The organism is Leisingera sp. S132, assembly GCF_025144465.1.
Classification (GTDB): Bacteria; Pseudomonadota; Alphaproteobacteria; order Rhodobacterales; family Rhodobacteraceae; genus Leisingera.
Map to the genome: position 1 here is coordinate 3,828,090 of NZ_CP083553.1, position 19,893 is coordinate 3,847,982.

Annotated in this window: 18 protein-coding genes; 4 read left to right on the forward strand and 14 right to left on the reverse strand. The window is 62.4% G+C overall.

Annotation, left to right across the window (positions count from 1 at the left end; all coding sequences use genetic code 11):
* Positions 1 to 39 precede the first annotated feature (39 nt).
* From addA to regB, 7 genes are all read right to left on the reverse strand, one after another.
* Positions 40 to 3,393: a double-strand break repair helicase AddA gene (gene addA, locus K3725_RS18865; RefSeq protein ID WP_260016770.1), complete on the reverse strand. Its 3,354-nt coding sequence runs from the start codon at positions 3,391 to 3,393 to the stop codon at positions 40 to 42.
* The gene (addB, locus tag K3725_RS18870; RefSeq protein WP_260016771.1) at positions 3,390 to 6,323 is read right to left on the reverse strand and encodes a double-strand break repair protein AddB; all 2,934 of its coding nucleotides are present in this window, start codon (positions 6,321 to 6,323) and stop codon (positions 3,390 to 3,392) included. The genes addA and addB overlap by 4 nt, the downstream gene beginning before the upstream one ends.
* Positions 6,313 to 7,005 carry a nucleotidyltransferase family protein gene (locus K3725_RS18875; protein WP_260016772.1) on the reverse strand — a complete coding sequence of 231 codons (693 nt, stop codon included), beginning with the start codon at positions 7,003 to 7,005 and terminating at the stop codon, positions 6,313 to 6,315. Before K3725_RS18875 ends, addB begins: the two co-directional genes overlap by 11 nt.
* Entirely contained in the window at positions 7,005 to 8,003 is a 999-nt protein-coding gene (locus K3725_RS18880) for an aminoglycoside phosphotransferase family protein (RefSeq protein WP_260016773.1), read from the reverse strand. Before K3725_RS18880 ends, K3725_RS18875 begins: the two co-directional genes overlap by 1 nt.
* Complete coding sequence (gene tsaE, locus K3725_RS18885; RefSeq protein WP_260016774.1) at positions 8,000 to 8,476, reverse strand: tRNA (adenosine(37)-N6)-threonylcarbamoyltransferase complex ATPase subunit type 1 TsaE; 477 nt, start codon at positions 8,474 to 8,476, stop codon at positions 8,000 to 8,002. The genes K3725_RS18880 and tsaE overlap by 4 nt, the downstream gene beginning before the upstream one ends.
* 49 nt (positions 8,477 to 8,525) lie before the next feature.
* On the reverse strand, positions 8,526 to 10,073 hold the full coding sequence (locus K3725_RS18890) for a PAS-domain containing protein (RefSeq protein WP_260016775.1): 1,548 nt from the start codon (positions 10,071 to 10,073) through the stop codon (positions 8,526 to 8,528).
* An 89-nt stretch (positions 10,074 to 10,162) separates the two neighbouring features.
* The gene (gene regB / locus K3725_RS18895; RefSeq protein WP_260016776.1) at positions 10,163 to 11,557 is read right to left on the reverse strand and encodes a sensor histidine kinase RegB; all 1,395 of its coding nucleotides are present in this window, start codon (positions 11,555 to 11,557) and stop codon (positions 10,163 to 10,165) included.
* Positions 11,558 to 11,674: 117 nt separating this feature from the next.
* On the opposite strand from regB, the gene K3725_RS18900 reads away from it, so the two are divergent.
* Both K3725_RS18900 and K3725_RS18905 read left to right on the forward strand, forming a co-directional pair.
* Positions 11,675 to 12,295 (forward strand): SCO family protein, encoded by a 621-nt coding sequence (locus K3725_RS18900; protein ID WP_260016777.1) that lies wholly within the window; start codon positions 11,675 to 11,677, stop codon positions 12,293 to 12,295.
* Between the two features lie 79 nt (positions 12,296 to 12,374).
* Complete coding sequence (locus K3725_RS18905; RefSeq protein WP_222476806.1) at positions 12,375 to 12,929, forward strand: ActR/PrrA/RegA family redox response regulator transcription factor; 555 nt, start codon at positions 12,375 to 12,377, stop codon at positions 12,927 to 12,929.
* A 337-nt stretch (positions 12,930 to 13,266) separates the two neighbouring features.
* Here K3725_RS18905 and K3725_RS18910 read toward each other — a convergent pair whose 3' ends face one another.
* Positions 13,267 to 13,863: an HD family hydrolase gene (locus K3725_RS18910; RefSeq protein WP_260016778.1), complete on the reverse strand. Its 597-nt coding sequence runs from the start codon at positions 13,861 to 13,863 to the stop codon at positions 13,267 to 13,269.
* Positions 13,864 to 14,092: 229 nt separating this feature from the next.
* Between K3725_RS18910 and K3725_RS18915 the strand changes: the two genes are divergently transcribed.
* Both K3725_RS18915 and ahcY read left to right on the forward strand, forming a co-directional pair.
* Positions 14,093 to 14,407 carry a hypothetical protein gene (locus K3725_RS18915; RefSeq protein ID WP_039184465.1) on the forward strand — a complete coding sequence of 105 codons (315 nt, stop codon included), beginning with the start codon at positions 14,093 to 14,095 and terminating at the stop codon, positions 14,405 to 14,407.
* A 150-nt stretch (positions 14,408 to 14,557) separates the two neighbouring features.
* Entirely contained in the window at positions 14,558 to 15,946 is a 1,389-nt protein-coding gene (gene ahcY, locus K3725_RS18920) for an adenosylhomocysteinase (protein WP_260016779.1), read from the forward strand.
* Positions 15,947 to 16,012: 66 nt separating this feature from the next.
* Here the strand turns inward: ahcY and K3725_RS18925 are convergent, their stop codons facing one another.
* From K3725_RS18925 to tsaD, 6 genes are all read right to left on the reverse strand, one after another.
* Complete coding sequence (locus K3725_RS18925) at positions 16,013 to 16,285, reverse strand: DUF4242 domain-containing protein (protein ID WP_260016780.1); 273 nt, start codon at positions 16,283 to 16,285, stop codon at positions 16,013 to 16,015.
* A 362-nt stretch (positions 16,286 to 16,647) separates the two neighbouring features.
* On the reverse strand, positions 16,648 to 17,043 hold the full coding sequence (locus tag K3725_RS18930) for a DUF1761 domain-containing protein (protein WP_260016781.1): 396 nt from the start codon (positions 17,041 to 17,043) through the stop codon (positions 16,648 to 16,650).
* Between the two features lie 46 nt (positions 17,044 to 17,089).
* Positions 17,090 to 17,512, reverse strand: coding sequence for an EVE domain-containing protein (locus tag K3725_RS18935; RefSeq protein ID WP_260016782.1), 423 nt, complete (start codon positions 17,510 to 17,512; stop codon positions 17,090 to 17,092).
* Positions 17,512 to 17,784 (reverse strand): YciI family protein, encoded by a 273-nt coding sequence (locus tag K3725_RS18940; RefSeq protein ID WP_260016783.1) that lies wholly within the window; start codon positions 17,782 to 17,784, stop codon positions 17,512 to 17,514. Before K3725_RS18940 ends, K3725_RS18935 begins: the two co-directional genes overlap by 1 nt.
* A 1-nt stretch (position 17,785) precedes the next feature.
* Positions 17,786 to 18,748 carry an NAD(P)H-dependent glycerol-3-phosphate dehydrogenase gene (locus tag K3725_RS18945; protein ID WP_260016784.1) on the reverse strand — a complete coding sequence of 321 codons (963 nt, stop codon included), beginning with the start codon at positions 18,746 to 18,748 and terminating at the stop codon, positions 17,786 to 17,788.
* Positions 18,745 to 19,842, reverse strand: coding sequence for a tRNA (adenosine(37)-N6)-threonylcarbamoyltransferase complex transferase subunit TsaD (gene tsaD / locus K3725_RS18950; RefSeq protein WP_260016785.1), 1,098 nt, complete (start codon positions 19,840 to 19,842; stop codon positions 18,745 to 18,747). The genes K3725_RS18945 and tsaD overlap by 4 nt, the downstream gene beginning before the upstream one ends.
* Positions 19,843 to 19,893 lie beyond the last annotated feature (51 nt).

A 19,893-nucleotide genomic window follows, 5' to 3' on the forward strand; every position in this document is an offset into this window, starting at 1 on the left:
GCAACTGGAGTTGGAACCTATGTACGGCTTAACGGATCGTCAAGGTTCCAGACGCCGCATCAGCGCCGCTGTCACAAGTTCGTGCGGCAGCGGCATCAGCGTGGCCGTTCGGGTCCAAAGAAGCGCGGTTTCGATAGTGCGGCCCGGGTAGATCTGCGCCAGCGAATGAGTGTAGGCACCCATCTGCCGCAGCAGCCCTTCGGGGCATAGAACGGGTGTTGCAGGCACGGTGGCATTGGATTTGAAATCGACGGCCAGCACCGTGTCAGATGTGACAATCAGGCGGTCGATGATGCCATGCAGGCGGGTCCCGTGCAGGTCCGCGGTGATGGGCACTTCGGCCAGAGTTTCCGGGGCGAAAACATGGGACAAGTCGGCATTTTGAAGAACACCTGACGCCTCGGCAAGCAGCTCTGCAGTATCCTCGGCACCCTGCAGCAAGTTGCCGGCAAGCTGCGGCCAATCCCCTTCAGAGCGGCCCGGCAGGTGCTCCAGCAGCAGGTGCAGCCGGCTGCCGCGCGCCTTGGCGGCTTCCTCTTCCAGACCCAAGTCACCCGGCAAGGCCTTCGCTCCGCCCAGGTCGGAAGGGCTGAGCGCCGGCGGCGGCGGATCATAGGCTCTGGCCACGCGGGAAAAGACCTCTGGAAAGCAGTGTTTTATGGCCTTCTCGACCGGTTTTTCGACCAAAGGCAGATCGTCCCAATCCCCGTGCTGCAGGCGCAATCCTGCCCCGCCAGGACAATCAAGCTCCACTGCACCGCCCTCGCGCATGGCACGCTCTGTAAGGCGGTACCAGCTGTCGCCCGGCTCGCCAGCGTCGCCGGCGGCAGCGACAATCAGCCACTTTTCCGCCCGGGTTAGAGCCACATAGAGCAGCCGCAGACGTTCATTCTGCAGCTTTTCCTGCGCAGCTTCACGGGCCGCCAGCATGGCGGCAGGCATCTGGTCCTTGGGCAGCTTCCAGACCGGGGTGCCCTCGGCCAGCATGATCTCCGCGTCGCGCGGAGCCTGGCGTTTGGCGGTGTCCGGCAGGATCACGATCGGCGCTTCCAGCCCCTTGGACCCATGCACCGACATCACCCGGATCATGTTGCCGGCGGCGCCCATCTGGCGTTTGATTTCCAGATCGTCGGTCTGCATCCAGACCAGAAACCCGGTGAGGCTGGGCACGTCGGTGCGCTCATAAGCCAGCGCCTGCGACAACAGCGCGTTGATACCATCCTCTGCCTCCGGCCCCAGTCTACCCAGCAGCTTCTGACGGCCGCCGTGGCGGGTCAGAATGCGTTCGATCAGGTCAAATGGGCGCAGGAAATCCGCATTGGCGCGCAGGTCATCCAACACTGCCATAGTTTCCGGGAACTCCCCTGCCCGGTCGCGCAGGGCTGGCCACAGATACATGGCCTCCCGCCGGTGCGCGAGGTCGAACAAGGCCTGCTCGTTCCAGCCGAACAGCGGCGATTTCAACGCTTCCGCCAAGGATAAGGAATCCTCGGGCAGCGCCAGAAACCGCAAAAGCGCGGCAATGTCTTTCACCGCCAGTTCCGCGCCGACTTTCAGCCGGTCAGCGCCGGCAATGGGCAGTTCCGCCTTCTTGCAGGCGCGGATGATTTCCGAAAACAGGTCAGAGCGGCGCTGCACCAGGATCAGGAAATCGCCGGCCTGAACCGGACGGCGCTGAAAGGTGCCGCGTTCGGCGCCATCCTCGGGGATGGTGACGCCGTTTTCAATCATCTGCTTGATCGACCCGGCAATCCGTTCCGCCAGGATCACCGTGTGATGGCGGCTGCTGGGGCGGTCGACGGGGCTGGTCCAGTCGGGATCCGCGTCATCCTCCACCTTCTCGACCACCGGCCACAGGTCAACCCGGCCCGGCAGGTCCGATTTGAAGGCACGGTGCAGCGCGTCCTTGCGAAAGCCGGCGCGCGGGCTGTCCTTGAACACCAGGTCGACCAGCTTCAGGATTGCCGCAGAAGAGCGGAAGGAGAAATCGAGCGAGGCATCCTGCAGCCCGGCTCCGGTTTCCGCCAGCCGGTTGCCGAACTCCAGCTGCATCCGGTCAAACGCATCCGGGTCAGCGCCCTGGAAGGAATAGATCGACTGCTTCTTGTCACCGACCACGAAGATGGTGCGCTCCACATCCGAACGCGCGCCCTCGCCTGCGGTGAATTCCTGCGCCAGCTTCTCGATCACGTCCCATTGCACCGGGCTGGTGTCCTGCGCCTCGTCCACCAAGATGTGGTCGATGCCGCCGTCCAGCCGATACAGCACCCAGGCGGCCACGCCCGGATCGTTAAGAAGCTGGCGCGCCTTCAGGATCAGGTCATCAAAGTCGAGCCAGCCGCGCAGTTGCTTGCGGCGCTCATACTCCGGCAGGAAGGCAGCGGCGAAGCGGTGCAGATCGTGGCTCTTGCGTGCGGCGGTCAGCGCCAGACGTTTTGCACGCGCGTCCTCAATCCGCCGCATCAGCGGTTCCAGCTGATCCATCAGAGACAGGTGGGATTCGCGCAGTTTCTTGGTCGGGAACTTGTCTATTTTGGCGGTATAAGGCTCCTTGGCGCTGGCGCCGGTCAGGAACACGCTTTCCAATATACTCAGATCGGCGAGCTTTGGTTTGGTGATACCTGCCAGTTTCTCCGCTGCCTTCTGGTCGGTTGAGCCGCCCTGCCCCAGCATCTCATGCGTGCGCTGCAGCAGCTCTTCCTCGCCGCCCAGGAACACCAGAGATTCCAGCGCTGTTTCGTCGAAACCTGCGGGCAGTTCGAAAAGGTCCAACAGCCCGTCCCAGTCCCGCGGCTCGCCGAAATCGGCGCGGCGCTGGCAAATCGCGGAGGTTAGAGCTTCGAAGTCACTGTCGCTCACATGCCGCGCCAGGGCATCCACCAGAAGCGCCTCGGCTCCTTGGGCAAAATCCTCCATGATTTCCGCCCGCAAGAGCTGGCCCGCACGGTCGTCCATCTCGGAAAACTGCGGGCTGACGCCGGCCTCCAGCGGAAAGCGGCGCAGCAGCGATGAACAGAAGGAGTGGATGGTCTGGATCTTCAGCCCGCCGGGCGTCTCGATCGCGCGGGCAAACAGGGTGCGCGCCTGTGCCAAATCCTCAGCTGCGGTGTTGACCTCCCCCAATTCGGTCAGTGCCGCAATCAGCGCCGGGTCTTCCAGCATCGCCCATTCCCCCAGCCGCTTGAACAGCCGGTTCTGCATCTCGCTTGCGGCGGCCTTGGTGTAGGTGAGGCACAGAATGTGCTGCGGCTGCACGCCCTTCAGCAGCAGCCGTGCCACCCGGTCGGTCAGCACCTTGGTCTTGCCGGAGCCCGCATTGGCCGCCAGCCAGGTGGAGGCATCAGGCCGGGCGGCGCGGAACTGCGCCTCTGAGGCGGCGTCGCGGATGGTCATGCCAGATCCTCCGGCTGCGGTACGGCGCTGCGGTCCCATTCGCCGTAGCGCGCCAGGTGGTCATAGTCGCCGGCGATGTCATCCCTGTGCACCATGCGGCGGCTCGAATAGCCTTGTTCAGGCTCGAAATAAGCCCCAATCAGGGTGCGCAGCTCATCCCAGACCTTGGCGGGCGGCTCGTCCTCGAGCGGCGCGCGCACCTCCTTCATGCTGGAGCCAAGGCCGATGAACAGGGCGCGGGCAACCTCCGCCGGGCCAAGATCGTCAAATGCGCCTTCTTCAGCCATGGCGGCCTCGATCAGAAGCTGTTTTTCGAATTTCTTCTGCTGCGACTCGCTGGGCGGCGTGCCGGTCTTGTAGTCGTAAAGATGCAGGAATCCCCGGTCATCCATGTCGATCCGGTCGGCGCGGCAAGCGATAGTGAAATCCAGCGGATCCAGCCGGGCGCTGCCCCTGGCCTCAAAGGCAACAGGTTTGGCGCGGGCCTGGCGCTCCTGTTCCGCCAACACGAATTCGCCGGCAATCTTGCGGATGCGGCTGTGCCACAGGATGCGGGCAACGGGCCAGGGCACATGGGTCTCCAGCAGCAGCCGTGTTTTTTCGATCAGATGGCTGGCAGTCAGCAGGCTCGGATCCGCCTGGGCTTCTTTGATGAAGTGCTCAAACACTTCATGCACCACGATGCCGCGCAGCAGGGCGTCGGGCTCCTGCACCAGCGGGTTCAGCGGCTTGAGCCGCAGCACATGTTTGGCGTAGATCGCATAAGGGTCGCGGATCAGCCGCGGGATCTCCGTGATCGTCAGACGGCGTGGGCGGGCCGCAACCGGCGGGCGCGGCGAGGGGCGCGGCATCTGCGGAATGGGCGCAGGCTCCTCCAGTGCGTCTGCCCAGCCGAGCCATCGCTGGCCCCTTGCACGCATTGCATTCAGCGCATCCCGGCCGCCCTGATCCGGCAGGCCGGACAGAAGATTGGTCAGCCGGTTCAGCCAGCGCGAGGGTACTGTGTCGGCTTCTTCCGACCGTTCAGCGCGGGTCAGCCAGACCTCAGGTGCGGCAATTGCCTGCTGGAAGTCATGCGCCGACAGACCGATGCGGCGTTCAGGCAGCAACAGCCCTGCCTGATTGCGCAACTGGCGGTTCAGCCAGGGATCGGGGCTGGCGGCCTCCGGCCAGCTGCCTTCGTTGAGCCCGCCCAGAATGACCAGATCGGCGCCCTGGACCCGGGCCTCCAGCGTGCCCCAGATCATGATCGAGCCATATGGCGCATCGCGGTCGCGCACCTCACCCTGGCTCAGCAGCGCGCCCAGCAGGTCGGCGAAATCGCGGGCGGTCATCTCACCGCCATAGGGGGCTTCAGCTTCCAGGTTTTCGATGCAGGCGTGCGCCGCCTGGCCGGCCTTCTTGTCCCACAGCGTGCCGGAACCGTCCGCCTGGCTGCCGGCGGCGATGCGCTCGGCCAGCTCTCGCAGCCGTTCGATCCAATCGGTCAGGGGCAGGGTGCCGGCGATCTCCTGATCCGCGAAACAGGCGCTTAGCCAGCCGGTCCAGCCCGGTGTCAGCTGACGGCCCTTTTCAAAACTGGCAAAGGCCGCGGCATCGGGGAAGGGCGGGCCGTTGCGGCGCAGGGACAGCTCCAGTTCGCGGGTCTGGCGCAGGTGATTGCCGCGCTCCGCGCCGTCATGGGTGAGCGGGTGTTTCAGCAGCGTCAGCAGGCTGTCGCAGGCCAGCGGCTTGCAGAACAGCCCCGCCACGTGGCGCAGGAACCGGCCCGGCGGCGACAGCTGCAGCGGCTGGCCGGCGGAATCATCCGGCAGGATGTCCCAGCGGTCCAGCGCGGCGGACACCTGGCGTGTCAGCATCCGGTCGGGCGTGATTAGTGCAGCGGTCTGGCCGTCCTCCGCCGCCTGCCGCAGGCGCAGCGCAATGGCGAGCGCCTCGGCACGGGGGCCGGGAGCTTCGACAAGCGAGACGTTTTCCGTTGCGCGGTCCAGACCGGTCAGTTTGGGGCCTTCACTCATCCAGGCGTCCGTCACCGGGGCCGGGCGCAATGCCAGCGAGACCAGCCGGTTGCGTTCGGGAGAGACCGGAGGGGTAACGGTCCAAGGCCGCACATCGCGCGGGGCCAGCTCCAGGTCTTTCATCAGCTTGTGGAACCGGTACTGAGGATGGTCTTCCGAGATCATCGGGTCATCCAGGCCGCCCCAGACATGATCCGGCTGATCGAAATCGAAACCGGGCAGCACCACGGCGCCCAGCGGCAGCCGGGCAATGGCCTGCATCAGCATCAAGGTGGTGCCGCGGGACCCGGTGGAACCGGCCAGAATGACAGGGTGCAGCGGCGGGTTTTGCTGCCATTCCTCAATCAGGTTCAGAACCATCTGCCGCTGCCGCGCCTGGGCATCCATCGCCCCCTCGTGCAGGCCGGTGAACTCATCGGCGATACCGATGAAAGCCTGTGCCCGCGCCCAATGGCCGGACATGTCCGAGACGTCCAGATTGCGGATGGAGTCGGTGCTGACACCTTCACCCTGCATCTCGTCGATCAGAGCCGCGAGGCTGTCAGAAAGGTCATAAAGAGACGCCCGGGAGGCGAGGTCGGGCTGTGCGTCCAGCAGCTTGGCGATCAGCTGCGACAGCTCCAGCCGGCGCCGCAGCGGGGGCAGGGGAGGCGGCAGCCCGTCCAGTGCAGCCCGATGCGCCAGATCGGTCAGCATCATCATTCGCGGCAACAGCATTGCGGGGCCCTCGTCAAACAGGCTGCGGATACGCCGTGCCATGCGGGAGGTGTTGACGATCAGTTCAGCCCGGGCCAGCGCCTCTGGCGGCAGTTTGCGCGAACGATCACGCAGACCCTCGACCAGCGCGCGCGGGAAATCGATGCCGCAGGGCACGGCAAAGACGCGCGGTTTGACGGATGGTTCAAACATCATCTTGGGCGATCAGGTCCTCGGCCAGCTTGATCCCTTCGGGATGGCCCACATCGCACCAGCGGCCGGGATACTCCAGCGCAAACAGCCGCCCGGCTGCAGCCATCCGGTTCCACAGGATATTGAGTGAGAATGCCTGCTCCTCAACCTCGTGCAGCCCCACCGTCTTCAGGATCTGCACCCCGCCATAGACCAGGTTTCCGCCGCGGCTGATACGGCCGTCGGCATCGGCTGAGAAATCGCCCTGTCCACTGCGGCCAGCGGCATTCGCAAGCGGTACACAGACCAAAAGCGCATCCATCCGGTCCGGATCCCAGGCCTCTTGCGCCAATTGCAGGGGGTTCGGGCCTTTCCAGATGGCATCCGTGTTCATGGTGAAAACCGGCCCGCCGCCCAGCAGGGGCAGCGCATGGCGCAACCCGCCGCCGGTATCGAGAATGTCTGGCTTTTCATGGCTGACCAGTACGCTTTCAGGCTCTAACAGGGCTTTCAGAGGTCCAGGTTTGTAATGCACGTTGGCCGCAATCCGGGCCGGATGGACCGCTTTGGCCAAGGCCAGAGCATGGGCAATCAGCGGCCGGCCGGCAACTTCGATCATCGGTTTTGGCATGTCGCGGGTCAGCTCCCGCATCCGGGTGCCAAAACCTGCGGCGAACAGCATGACGGCTTCGGGCGAGCGCTGCATCAGGGCCTCAGCTTGTCGAGATTTTGCGGGGTTGGGGCTGGCAGGCTGTCACGCAAAAGGCCTGCCACCGGGGCCAGTGCCGGATGCTCCAGCCCGCGGATGAAATGGTCCCAGACGCGCGGGATCAGATCCACATAATGCGGCTTGCCGTAGTCTAGGCTGAGTCTGGCAAAGACACCGAGAATACGCAGATTCCTCTGCACGCCCAGCACGGTATAGGCGGTACGGAAGCCGGATTCATCAGCGCCGTCAGCTGCTATATAGCGGCTGATCATTTGCATCTCGATTCCGGCGGGCACGTCGCGGCGGGCGTCTTGAAGAAGAGAAACAAGATCGTATGCGGGGTGGCCTGCGCGTGCGTCCTGAAAATCCAGAAGGCCCACGCGGGCGACACCGTCCCGGTCCGGCAGCCACAGCAGATTTTCTGCGTGGTAGTCCCGCTGCACCAGGACCGGATCACCCTTCACCGTTTCGCGAAGGATGTCCTCGAACTGGTTTTCGAACCGTGACTGCAGCTCCGGGTCGTGGCCGCCTTGAATCCCATCGCGGTATTTTAACAGCGCGAGCCCGGCCATTTCCGCCATAAGCCGCGGACCGTAGGGTTCCAGTTCCGGCATCGGCGCTTGATGAAGGGCAACCAGAGTGTCTGTTGCGGCCTCATAAAGTTCCCTTTCCAGAACCGGTTCCCGTTCTATGACGCGGGCATAAAGGTCGTCGCCCAAATCCTCCAGCAGCAGAAAACCGTTCTCAACATCCTTGGCCAGAATCTCCGGTGCACTGAGGCCCTGGGCACGGAGGTATTCGGCAATGCGGATGAAGGGCCGGACGTCCTCGCCTTTCTCTGGCGGCGCATCCATAAGCACGGCAGTCCCGCCGCCGGTATTTGTAAGCCGTTCATAACGCCTGTTGGAGGCGTCGCCAGCCAGCGGTCTGCGCTGCCAGCTGGCATAGGGGGTATGCGACAAAAAACTTTCGCACAGGGTGTTACGCTTGGTCATGCGCAGATGCGCTCCATCAGGGGCTGCCATTTTGTGTCGCTCCAGCGGAGCGCCAACTGGCGGCGGTCTTCGTGTTCCGGGTCCAGGGCCAGTGTCAGATGCAACGCGTGCGGCGGCGTCAGTTCCTGCAACCTGTCAGGCCACTCGACCAGGCAGATCGCGTTGTCGAAGGCTTCGGTCAGGCCCAGCTCCTCCAGCTCATTCAAGGAGGACAGACGGTAAAGGTCGGTGTGCCACAGCTCGCCGGCGGGCACCTCATAGGTTTGCACCAATGTGAAGGTGGGCGAAGGCACATCTTCAGGCACGCCCATCAGCGACTGGATCAGATGGCGGGCGAAATGCGTCTTTCCGGCGCCGATTACACCTTCCAGCAACAAGCAATCGCCGGGGCGCAGAGCTCCGGCGATTCGGGCGGCCAGCTCGGCCGTTTCCTCAGGCGAATTCAGCGTGCAAGCCGCGGTTTTTGTGGTCATGGCGGTACAATGACGCCGCCGCGCTACCGCTGCAAGCCGGATTCAAGGATCAGTCTTGCGGGTTGGAGGCAAAGCGTTCCTGGCCCGCCGGAAGGGCAGCTGCTTCGGGCTTTCGGAAGCTGACCATAGTGGCGCCGTTCTGGATTGCCGTTACCTTGCAGACCATCTTGGTGCCACTGCGCAGCTGAACATGGGACCACCAGGCCTCGCGCCCTTCGCAGCCCGCAACGAAGTCCCGGATTTCGCCCCAGACCGGCGTCGGCGCGCAGGTATCCTGCCATATCCGGCTGGCGTCCATGATCGATACTTTGGCAAAGCTGGAGTCCGGATCCATCTGCCACAGGTTGTCATACGCGCTGTTCGAGAAGCTCAGGCTGCCGTCATTGGCGAACACCGCGATGGCTTCGTCCATCTGGTCCAGGATCGACTGCCCCATTTCCAGCTCAGAGCGGAACTGGCGGGTCAGCGTGACTTCGGCAGTAATATCCTCGAACAGGAAGGCGATGGCGCCGTCCGGATGCGGCCGGCCGGAGACCTTGTAGACAGAGCCTGACGGCAGCGACCAGGTTTCCTGGTACCGGCCCTCGGCAGCGGCTTCCAGCAGGTCGGCCATCTGGTGGCGCCAGCTGGAATAGCTTTTGGGCTCCGGCATCATCCTTTGGTCGCGCAACCGGTCGAAGAAAGTGAGCAGGTTGGGCCGCGAGCTGAGGAAATTGGCCGGCAATGCGGTCAGGTCGATCAGCACCGGATTGAACAGCACCAGCTGGCGGTTGCGGTCAAAGATCGCCAGGCCGATCGACAGCTGCGCAAAGGTCTTGGCCAGGGTCTGCACAAAATTGCGCTGGGCAACCTCGGCGTCGACCACGGCGTTCACGTCGACCGCATGGCAGAGCCAGCCGGCCTCGGTCTCAGTGGTCGAAACATTGTACCAAAGCTTCTTGCCGCTGTCCGGCAGCGGAATGTGAATCCGCTCAGGCTTGCCGCTTGTCATCGGATCGTGGAGGTCCGTGAACAAGGGATCTGCAAAATCAGAACTGCGGCCGCGAATCTTCTGGTTAAGATTGTCGTAAGCAAGATTGGACCAAGTGACGTTTCCTTCCTCCGACTGCAGCCAGACCGGGTAGGGGGCCTGATGCACGGCTGCGCGCAAGGTGGTCAGCTCCTGATCCAAGGACTTGTTCTGTTCTTCCAATGTGCTGCGGCGCAGCTGCACGCGGGTGACACCGTCAATCCACTCGCAATGCGCCTCGCGGCTTTCAGCCGCGGCAGTGCCTGACAGCACAAGCGGTCCCACATCCTTGAGAAAACCGGGCGATTGCGGCAGGCCGGGGTAGCTGCGGGCCAGCTGGTCGCGCAGCATGCTCCAGTCAAAATTCTCTGCCTGGTCGCCGATAAACTTGCCGGCGCCGGAGGACCAGCCGATCAGGCTGCTGTCGTCAAACAGAAAGACGGCGTCGGTTCGGCCGTCAGCGGCAAGCAGATCATGCTCCATGCCATTGCGCCGCGGCGTGGGCGACAACCACCAGACTGCGGCTGCAGCCGTGGCGGCACACAGCGCGGCCAGTACAAACCATTCGATCGAAGCGAAATCCTGCATGTCTTCCTGCCTAGCTCAGCTCTCGTTTGCCCTCATGGTTCCCTAAAAATGGTTAAATGAAGTTTAATTGGTTTCCCAAAAGTGAATAGTTAAATTTCTAAAGGCAAATTTTTTCCGGTAACAGGGCCTCCTGCTTCTATGGCGTCGATTTTCTCGCGCGGCCAGACCACTTCAACGATGGCACCGCGCCCTTCGGGCGTATGCGACGCACTTTGGATCTGGTCCCAGTCATTGGCGAACTTCAGCCGTGCCCCGGTGCGCTGAAGCAGTGTCTTGGCAATAAACAGCCCCAAACCCATGCCCTCATACTCCGGGCGCTGCTTCAGTTCGCTTTCCCCCCGGCGGCGGCGCACGAACGGGTCGCCGATGCGGCCGAGCAGATGCGGCGGGAAGCCTTGGCCGTCATCGCTGATCAGAAGAACGATACGTTCGTCGTTCCAGGCCGCATTGATCCAAACGGTGGACTTGGAGAAGTCGACCGCGTTCTGGACCAGATTGCGCAGCCCGTGAATGATCTCTGGCTTGCGCAGGACCGTGGGCTGCTGAAAGCTCCCGCCTTCCAGCGGTTCCTCGTGGTAAAGCACCGCCTTGCCGCGATGCATGTGCGGCTCTGCAGCCTCGGTCACCAAAGTTGACAGCGGTGCCTGGCGCAGGTGCAGGTCGTCCTTGCCCGCCCGCCCCATGCTGCGCAGGATATCCCGGCAGCGGTCCGCCTGTTCGCGGATCAGGGCAGCGTCCTCACGCAGGTCCGGCCGGTCGTCCAGCTCCTCGATCAGCTCGGCGCTGGTCAGCTTGATTGTGGCCAGCGGGGTACCCAGTTCATGCGCCGCTGCGGCAACAACGCCGCCGAGGTCAGTCAGTTTCTGTTCGCGTGACAAGGCCAGCTGGGTGGCGCTCAGCGCGTCCGACATCAGCCGCATCTCGTTGCTGACCCGGAAGGAGTAGGCGCCGATGAAAAGAATCGCGATGACGATGGCAATCCAGTTGCCAAAAATGAACACATCCGGGATCCGCAGGATGAACCCCTGCTCCGTCCGCAGAGGCAGGTGGAATTCAGCCATCAGGGTGACCAGAATGATGGCGGTTGCCCCGATAATCAGGGTGGAGCGCAGCCCCATCACCGCCGCGGAAATCGTCACGGGTCCAAGCACAAGCAAGGCAAAGGGGTTGTTCAGCCCGCCGGTCAGGTAAACCAGAAAGGCAAGCTGGAGCAGGTCGAACAGCACCATCAGGAAATTTTCGAACTCGCTGAGGCGCTTGTTTTCCGGAAAAGCAAAGATGGCAATCAGGTTGCCGGCCGCGGAGATGCCGATCGCCAGGTAACATAACCCCAGTTCCAGCTGCAGGTTGAACCGGTGCTGTGCCACCGCAATAGCCGTGATCTGGCCGGCAATGGCCACCCAGCGCAGCAGGATAAGTGTCCGCAGCCGGACCCAATGACTGTGATCGTGGCTGCTTGCCAGCATGAAAAGTCGATCGTTCATCCGGTTCCGGTGCTCCCGCAGATGTGACGCCGTGCGCCAGTTGCATCGGCCGTATTTCTTGATAGGTCTGGCGCCGCAAACGATCAACAACCCTTCCCAGACGAAAAGTGTGATCCCATGACCCGCGTCTTTGCTCTCCTCGCTGCTGCTTTTGTCGCTGCCCTTGTGGGCGGTGTCTGGTTTCTGACACGTGGGGGCGGCGGGGGTGACAAATTCGCGCAGTGCCGCAGCAGTCAGATTGCAGGCGGCAGTGAAACCATCGGCGGGCCGTTCGAACTGATCAATGCCAAGGGCGAAACCGTCACCGACAAAGATGTGATCACCGAGCCGTCCATCGTCTATTTCGGCTACACCTTCTGTCCCGATGTCTGCCCGATGGACGCCGCCCGCAATGCAGACGCCATCGACGTTCTGGCGAAGCGCGGCATTAGTGCGACACCAGTGTTCATTTCCATCGACCCGGACCGCGATACCCCTGAAGCCGTTGGTGATTTCGCTGCCAACCTGCACGAGAAGATGATCGGGTTGACAGGTTCGCTGGAGCAGGTGAAGGCGGCCAGCAAGGCCTACAAGACCTACTTCAAGAAGAACGAAGGGGATGAGGATTATTACCTCGTCGACCACACAACCATGTCCTACCTGGTCCTGCCCGAGGAAGGTTTTGTTGAGTTCTTCCGACGCGATGAAACGGCGGAGCAGATGGCCGACAAGACAGCCTGCTTTGTCGGGAAAATCTGAAGCAGGATAGCTGTTTGACCTTTTCCCCTGCACGGACATATTCTTGCGCCAATAGATAAAACCGCGCGGAGGACCGGGCATGGCCGAAACTGCTCTGCAGGACATTGGACCTGACAAGACACTGCTGCTCGTGGATGATGACGAGCCGTTCCTGCGGCGCTTGGCCAAGGCAATGGAGAAACGCGGCTTCGAGGTAGAGACCGCGGGATCTGTTGCCGCAGGCAGCGCCATCGCTACCGCCCGCCCGCCGGCCTATGCCGTGGTTGATCTGCGGCTGGAGGACGGCAATGGCCTGGATGTGGTTGAGGTACTGCGCGAGAAACGCCCCGACAGCCGGGTTGTGGTTCTGACCGGCTATGGCGCCATCGCCACCGCAGTGGCAGCGGTCAAGATCGGCGCGACCGATTACCTGTCCAAGCCGGCCGATGCCACAGACATCATGAACGCGCTGCTGTCCACCGGAGATGAGCTGCCGCCGCCGCCGGAAAACCCGATGAGCGCCGACCGGGTGCGCTGGGAACACATCCAGCGGATCTATGAGCTCTGCGACCGCAATGTCTCGGAAACCGCCCGCCGGCTGAATATGCACCGCCGCACCCTGCAGCGGATCCTGGCCAAGCGCAGCCCGCGCTGAGCCTTCCTCTCCAAAAACGGGCTACGCCCCTCACCCGCAGGGTGTTGCGCACCCGGCGCACGCTGGTCTCACGGGATCTTAAGCGGCCTGCGGCATAGTTCCAATCGATCGCGGTCACCGCCGGGCCTGACACCCCCGGCACTTTGGAACAGGGCCCATTGGCACGGGCACGCACAGACGACGTTTCGCGTGCGGGAGTAACTCTCCCGTCCCGCCTCCGCCCCATGGCGGCGCCGCCATCCTTACTTTGCTATTCTTTAAATGCAGGACAGGCAGCAGGTTACCGATTGGAACCACCGGCAGGGCAGCGGCCCTGGCTGGGTACAACCCGTTTCATTCACATCTGCTGCAATAGTGCTAGGTGCCGGGCAATGAAATCCTGCCGCACCTCGACCGGCGGACGCAGCCGGATGTGCAGGCCCTCGGCAATGTCCGCATTCGGGCGGCCAAAGAACTTGCTGGCTTCGGCTTCAGAAAACCCCGCGATCTGCACCGCTTCCATCCAGGCGCTGACCTTGTCCGCCCGCTTGATCAGCGCCTTGACCGCCTTGGGCAGCGCCGCCGGCAGCCCGAACCGCAAGTGAATGGCTGCCGTCAGCCGCTGATCAAGCTCCCCGTAGTCCGGCCCTACGGCCGCTTTCACCGGAGAGATCATGTCGCCGATCACATATTCCGGCGCATCGTGCAACAGCGCCGCCAGCCGCCATTTGACCGGCGCCTTGGGCTGCAAACGGGTAAAGATGTCCTCGACCAGCAATGAATGCTCTGCGACTGAGTAGGCAAAGTCCCCCATCGTCTGGCCGTTCCAGCGCGCCACAAAGGCCAGCCCGTGGGCGATATCCTCGATCTCGATATCCACGGGTGTCGGATCCAGCAGGTCCAGACGGCGGCCGGACAGCATACGCTGCCAGGCGCGGGCGGGTTTGGCGGGCATGGGGTTTCCTGTCGCTGCACTCAGTTCTTTGACTACCTTCTGGGGCAGTCTCGGACAATGCCTGCCATCGTTTACGTGTTTGCGCGAACACGTATGAAAACGGGCAGTTTATGCGGCGTGAGTTTGAAAAAGGTGCATTCAGACCCAATATTATTGAGACAAGGGGCACCGCCCCCACCCTGCGGCAAACCCCTTCTGCGACGTGACACGCAACAGAAAGGAGTTTGTCATGTTCAAGCGTTTACTAGGTCTTTCCCTGTTGTTTGGCATGGCAGCGACAGCGCCGCCAGCCTTGGCCGCCAGTTGCGGTGACCGAGAGGTCATGACGCAAAAACTGGAAAGCGGATACTCCGAACGGTTGACCGCCGGCGGACTGCAGAAAAGCCGCCCCGAAGCGACAGTGATTGAAGTTTGGTCGTCGGATGAAACCGGCACCTTTACGGTTCTCGTTACACATGCAAACGGGATCAGCTGCGTTGTCGCAACCGGATCCTCTTTTTTCCACATTGCGGAAAAAGCCCCGGACTTGGGCACGCCAAGCTGACTTTGGCTGCCTGACAGGCTTCCCCACCTGCCTGACACATGACGAAAAGCCTGAGCCAGCGGCTCCGGCAGCGGGTATCTTCGTTGAATATCAACTATTGCAGTGCTAGGCCCTGCACCAAGTGTACTCGCAACCGGAATGGAGCAGACTATGGCCGGGGATTATATCGTCAAAGACATCGCGCTGGCAGGCTTTGGCCGCAAAGAGCTGGACATCGCTGAAACCGAAATGCCGGGCCTGATGGCGCTGCGCGAAGAATACGGCGCAAGCAAGCCGCTGAAGGGCGCCCGCATCGTCGGCTCGCTGCATATGACCATTCAGACCGCTGTGCTGATCGAAACGCTGGTGGCGCTGGGCGCGGATGTGCGCTGGGCCTCCTGCAACATCTTCTCGACCCAGGATCATGCCGCCGCGGCGATTGCCGAAGCCGGCATTCCTGTCTTCGCGATCAAGGGCCAGACCCTTGAAGAGCATTGGGACTATCTCGACAAATCCTTCATGTTCCCCGAAGGTGCCAACTTGATCCTGGACGATGGCGGCGACGCCACCCTCTATGTGCTGCTGGGCGCCCGCGCCGAAGCAGGCGAAGACATCATCCCGGTGCCGCAGTCCGAAGAGGAAGCGGTCATCAAGGCGCAGATCCAGAAACGCATGGAGGCCTCCCCGGGCTGGTTCACCAAGACCCGCAACGCGATCCTGGGCGTGTCCGAGGAAACCACCACCGGCGTCCACCGACTGTACGAGCTGCAGAAGAACGGCCAGCTGCCGTTCCCGGCGATCAACGTGAACGACTCGGTCACCAAGTCGAAGTTCGACAACAAATACGGCTGCAAGGAATCGCTGGTCGACGGCATCCGCCGCGCTACCGACACCATGATGGCTGGCAAGGTTGCCGTGGTTTGCGGTTACGGCGATGTGGGCAAAGGCTCCGCAGCCTCCCTGCGCGGCGCCGGCGCCCGGGTGAAAGTCACTGAAGCCGACCCGATCTGCGCCCTGCAGGCAGCCATGGATGGATTTGAAGTGGTGCTGCTGGAAGAGGAAGTCGGTTCCGCCGACATCTTCATCACCACCACCGGCAACAAGGACGTGATCCGCATCGAGCACATGCGCGAGATGAAGGACATGGCGATTGTCGGTAACATCGGCCACTTCGACAATGAAATTCAGGTCGCCGCGCTGAAGAACCACAAGTGGACCAACATTAAGGACCAGGTGGATATGATCGAGATGCCCTCGGGCAACCGCATCATCCTGCTGTCCGAAGGCCGCCTGCTGAACCTCGGCAACGCCACCGGCCACCCGTCGTTCGTGATGTCGGCCTCCTTCACCAACCAGGTGCTGGCCCAGATCGAGCTGTGGACCCGCGGCGACAACTACGAAAACGACGTCTACATCCTGCCCAAGCACCTGGACGAGAAAGTCGCCCGCCTGCATCTGGGCCGCATCGGCGTCAAGCTGACCCAGCTGAGCTCTGAGCAGGCCGCCTATATCGGCGTCAAGCCGGAAGGCCCGTTCAAGCCGGAGCACTACCGCTACTAAGCGGGAGCAGCAGAACACAAAACAGCGCCGCCGGGGAAATCCGGCGGCGCTTTTCTTTGCATGATGCTAATTGCCGGTAGTGGGGTCGATGACAGTTTCGATTCTGGTGATTTTGCTGGCCGGAAAGCCGCTCAGTTTCGAATGCTCGTGTATCGCGTCTTCGGAGTCGGCCAGATAAATGCAGAAAGTTTTATCGCCGGCAACATAGGAGTGCTGCCATTGGACCCGGGGGGCCAGTTTGGCCAGTGCATCATTGGAGGTGCGCGCCGCGCCGCTTAGTTCTTCACCGCTCATGCTGCCGACCTTTGGGATGTCCCGTTCGATGAGAAACTTTTGCATGGCATATCTCCTCCATATTTCTACTACGCAGGCCTCGATATAGGTCCCGGTTCCGGAAAGGCATCCGCACTGGCGCCAGATGGCGGCGGGTATTGCGAAACAGGGGGCGGGACAAGTGCGGACGGTAAAACCTGAAGATGAAACCCTCCCGGTTGCTTCCCGTCACTTCTGATTTAGCTCGCATTGTCCGGGTTATTGTTTTGCGGAATCGGCGCTGGGCGGCCTATACCTAAGTAACCGGCCAGGACGGCCAGGAACCAGATTTTCATACGCGTGTGGTGGATAGTGGAGCACGCGGGGTGGAAGGGAAGGTCCTGATTGTCCTCAGGTCCTTCCCTTTTTCATTTCAGGTTCGTGACGGCTTAGAACAGCACCAGCACAAGCCCGGCGGCCGCGCAGGCCAGCGTCGCATATCCGCCATCGATCAGCGTCAGTTTCACCGGCCGCATTCCGTACATGTTGTTGAGCGCAATCCAGGGGCTGATGAAAAACAAGCCGATACCGGCGCCGCCAACCAGACCCGCCCCTATGGTTTCGATGCCTGACAGGCTGAACACATGGCGCATCATGCCGGCGACGATCAATTGCAGGACAAAAGCCATGGCAAAGATCATCGGGCTTTGCCCGCCCTTCGGCTTTCCGGTCTCGTCGCACTCGACTCCCGAAGCCTCAATCCAGGGTTTCGCCAGGGCACCGTAATACGCGGCTCCCAAGGCAAAGGCAGCCGCAGCCGCGGCAATCACGCTGATATATCCCATGATGCTCTCCTCAATGGTTTCACCCACTTGAGAGCAGAGTGTCAGATCAGCCGGGATCTGTCTCCCCCAGAGCGCAGATGGCGGCCCATTCGGCTTCGCTCACCGGCTGCACAGACAGGCGGGAGTTTTTCACCAGCACCATGTCTTCCAGCCGCGGGTCGGCCTTGATCTGGTCCAGGCTGACCGGTTTTGCAAAGGATCGCACCGCCTTGATGTCCACGCACTCCCAGCGGCCGTCCTCGGTGGTGCTGTCGGGATGCGCCTCGGCGCAGACCTCGACAATGCCGACCACGGATTTCTCTTTCTGCGAATGATAGAAAAAGCCTCGGTCGCCGATTTTCATTTCGCGCATGAAGTTACGCGCCTGGTAGTTCCGAACGCCATCCCATTCCTCGCCTTCATCGCTCTTGGCGACCTGGTTATCCCAGCTCCAGGTGGAGGGTTCGGATTTGAACAGCCAATACCGCATCAGCCGATAACTTTTTTCCAGGTGATCAATTCTACTGCTTCGAACAGGCCTGCTTTGTTGTAAGGGTCGTTCGCTGCCCATACCTCGCCGGCTGCCATGTCCTCTACATCCAGGATTACCAGGGAACCAGCCATATTGCCTTCCTGATCCAAGAGCGGTCCTGCCTGCGCTACCGCGCCAGTGTCGTTGATATAGGCCAGATGGGCGTCTCGGTTGTCCAGCCGGGTTTGCAGATGGCCGGGTTTGTCGCGGGCGATCAATGCGATGAGCATTTTATTCCTCTTTTAATGGTCTTTTAAGCAAATGTGCCGCTGCCTCGCTGATCGTCAAGCGCTGATCTACTAAATTGGTTACCGTGAGCGTGACCGGCATATCCAAAACCATCCGCTGGGCCTGCTCCGCGACGGCCCGCGCTGTGGCGGCGCCTTCCACCGTGATACTGGGGTCGAACTCCTCGCCGCGGCCTATGGACAGGCCCAACCGGTAGTTGCGGGACAAGTCAGAAGTGCAGGTCAGCGCGAGGTCGCCAAAGCCTGAAAGCCCGGCCAGGGTTTCCGCCTTGGCACCGCTTGCCAGCGCCATGCGCTGCATCTCCGCATAACCGCGGGTCATCAGCGCCGCACGGGCGCTGTCACCCAGCCCGGCGCCGATGACCGCACCGCAGGCAATCGCCATCACATTCTTCAGCGCGCCGCCGATTTCCGCGCCGATGGTGTCTGTGGTTCGATACAGGCGCAGATTGGCTGTGGTCAGCTGTTCCTGAAGGGACTTGCACAGCTCCACATCACCGCAGGCCAGCGTCAGCGCGGTTGGCAGTCCACGGGCGATGTCAGCGGCAAAACTTGGCCCGGTCAGCAGCGCGGCCTGCGCATCCGGCAGAACTTCGCGGATGACGGCAACAGGGCCTAGCCCGGTCTCCAGTTCAATGCCCTTGCAGCAGGCGACAAGTGTCTTTCCTGCCAGCTGCGCGCCGTACTCCTCCAGCACAATGCGCAGCGTCTGCATCGGCACCGCCAGGAGCAGGACGCCGGACTGGCTCGCCGTGGCAATATCCGCCGTGACGGAGAGGCTTTCCGGCAGTGCCACACCAGGCAGGCGGGTCCCGTTGCGGCGGCTGTCCTGCATCGCCTGGGCCTTCACCGCGTTGCGCGCCCAAAGGGTCACGGGGCCGTTGCCGGCCAGCGAGATTGCCAGGGCGGTGCCAAAGGCGCCCGAGCCCAATACAGAAATGCTCATGCTTTGGCTCCTTTGCGGCCGGATCCGATCAGCGCCGGGCTGCTTTTATCCAGCGGCCAGCGGGGCCGGGCGGTCAGGTCCAGCCCGTCGCGCGCGCCCGCTTTGAACCGCTCAAGGCCCGCATAGGCGATCATTGCTGCATTGTCGGTGCATAGCCGCAGCGGCGGGGCGGTAAAGGCGGTGCCTGCCTCTGCACAAACTGTCTCTAACGCTGCCCGGATGGCGGTATTTGCTGCTACTCCGCCAGCCACGGCAATGGTTGGCTGCATTGGTTGCTCTTCGAGATACAGACGGATTGCGCGGCGGGTTTTCTCCGCCAGAGTATCAACCACAGCAGCCTGAAACCCGGCGCATAGGTCGGCGCGGTCCTGACGGGTCAGGCCGCCTTTATCCGCAACGATCTGATCGCGCATCCGCATCAGCGCGGTCTTCAGCCCCGAGAATGACAGGTTGCAGTCCGGCCGGTCGAGCAAGGGCCGCGGAAAGCGGAACCGCTTGGGACTACCCTTTTCCGCTTCAGCCTGCACTGACGGACCGCCCGGTTGCGGCAGCCCCAGCAGCCGGGCAGTCTTGTCAAAGGCCTCGCCCGGAGCGTCGTCAATAGTGCCGCCCAAACGAGTGAAATCCTCCGGCCCGCGCACCAGCAGGTACTGGCAGTGGCCGCCGGAAACCAGCAGCATCAGGTACGGATAGGCAACCCCATCCGTCAGCCGCGGTGTCAGCGCGTGTCCCGCCAGATGGTTTACCCCGACCAGCGGCAGGCCGGTCGCGGCGGCAATCCCCTTGGCGCACATCACACCGGACATCACGCCGCCGATCAGCCCGGGGCCGGCGGTGACGGCCACCGCATCCATTTCGTTCAGGCGCAGCCCGGCTTCTGCCAGTGCATCGCGGACGCAGATGTCCAGCTTTTCAGCGTGGGCGCGGGCGGCAATCTCCGGCACCACGCCGCCAAAAGCACTGTGCAGCTCAGTCTGTCCGAACACGATCGAGGACAGAACCTCGGGCTGCTCACCCTCAGCCTGCCGCACCACGGCGGCGGCAGTGTCGTCACAGCTGCTCTCCAGCCCCAGAATTGTCAGGGTCTTTGTCATGGCCTTACCGTTGCATCAAACTGCTGCCGGGGCTACCACCGAAGCGGGGTG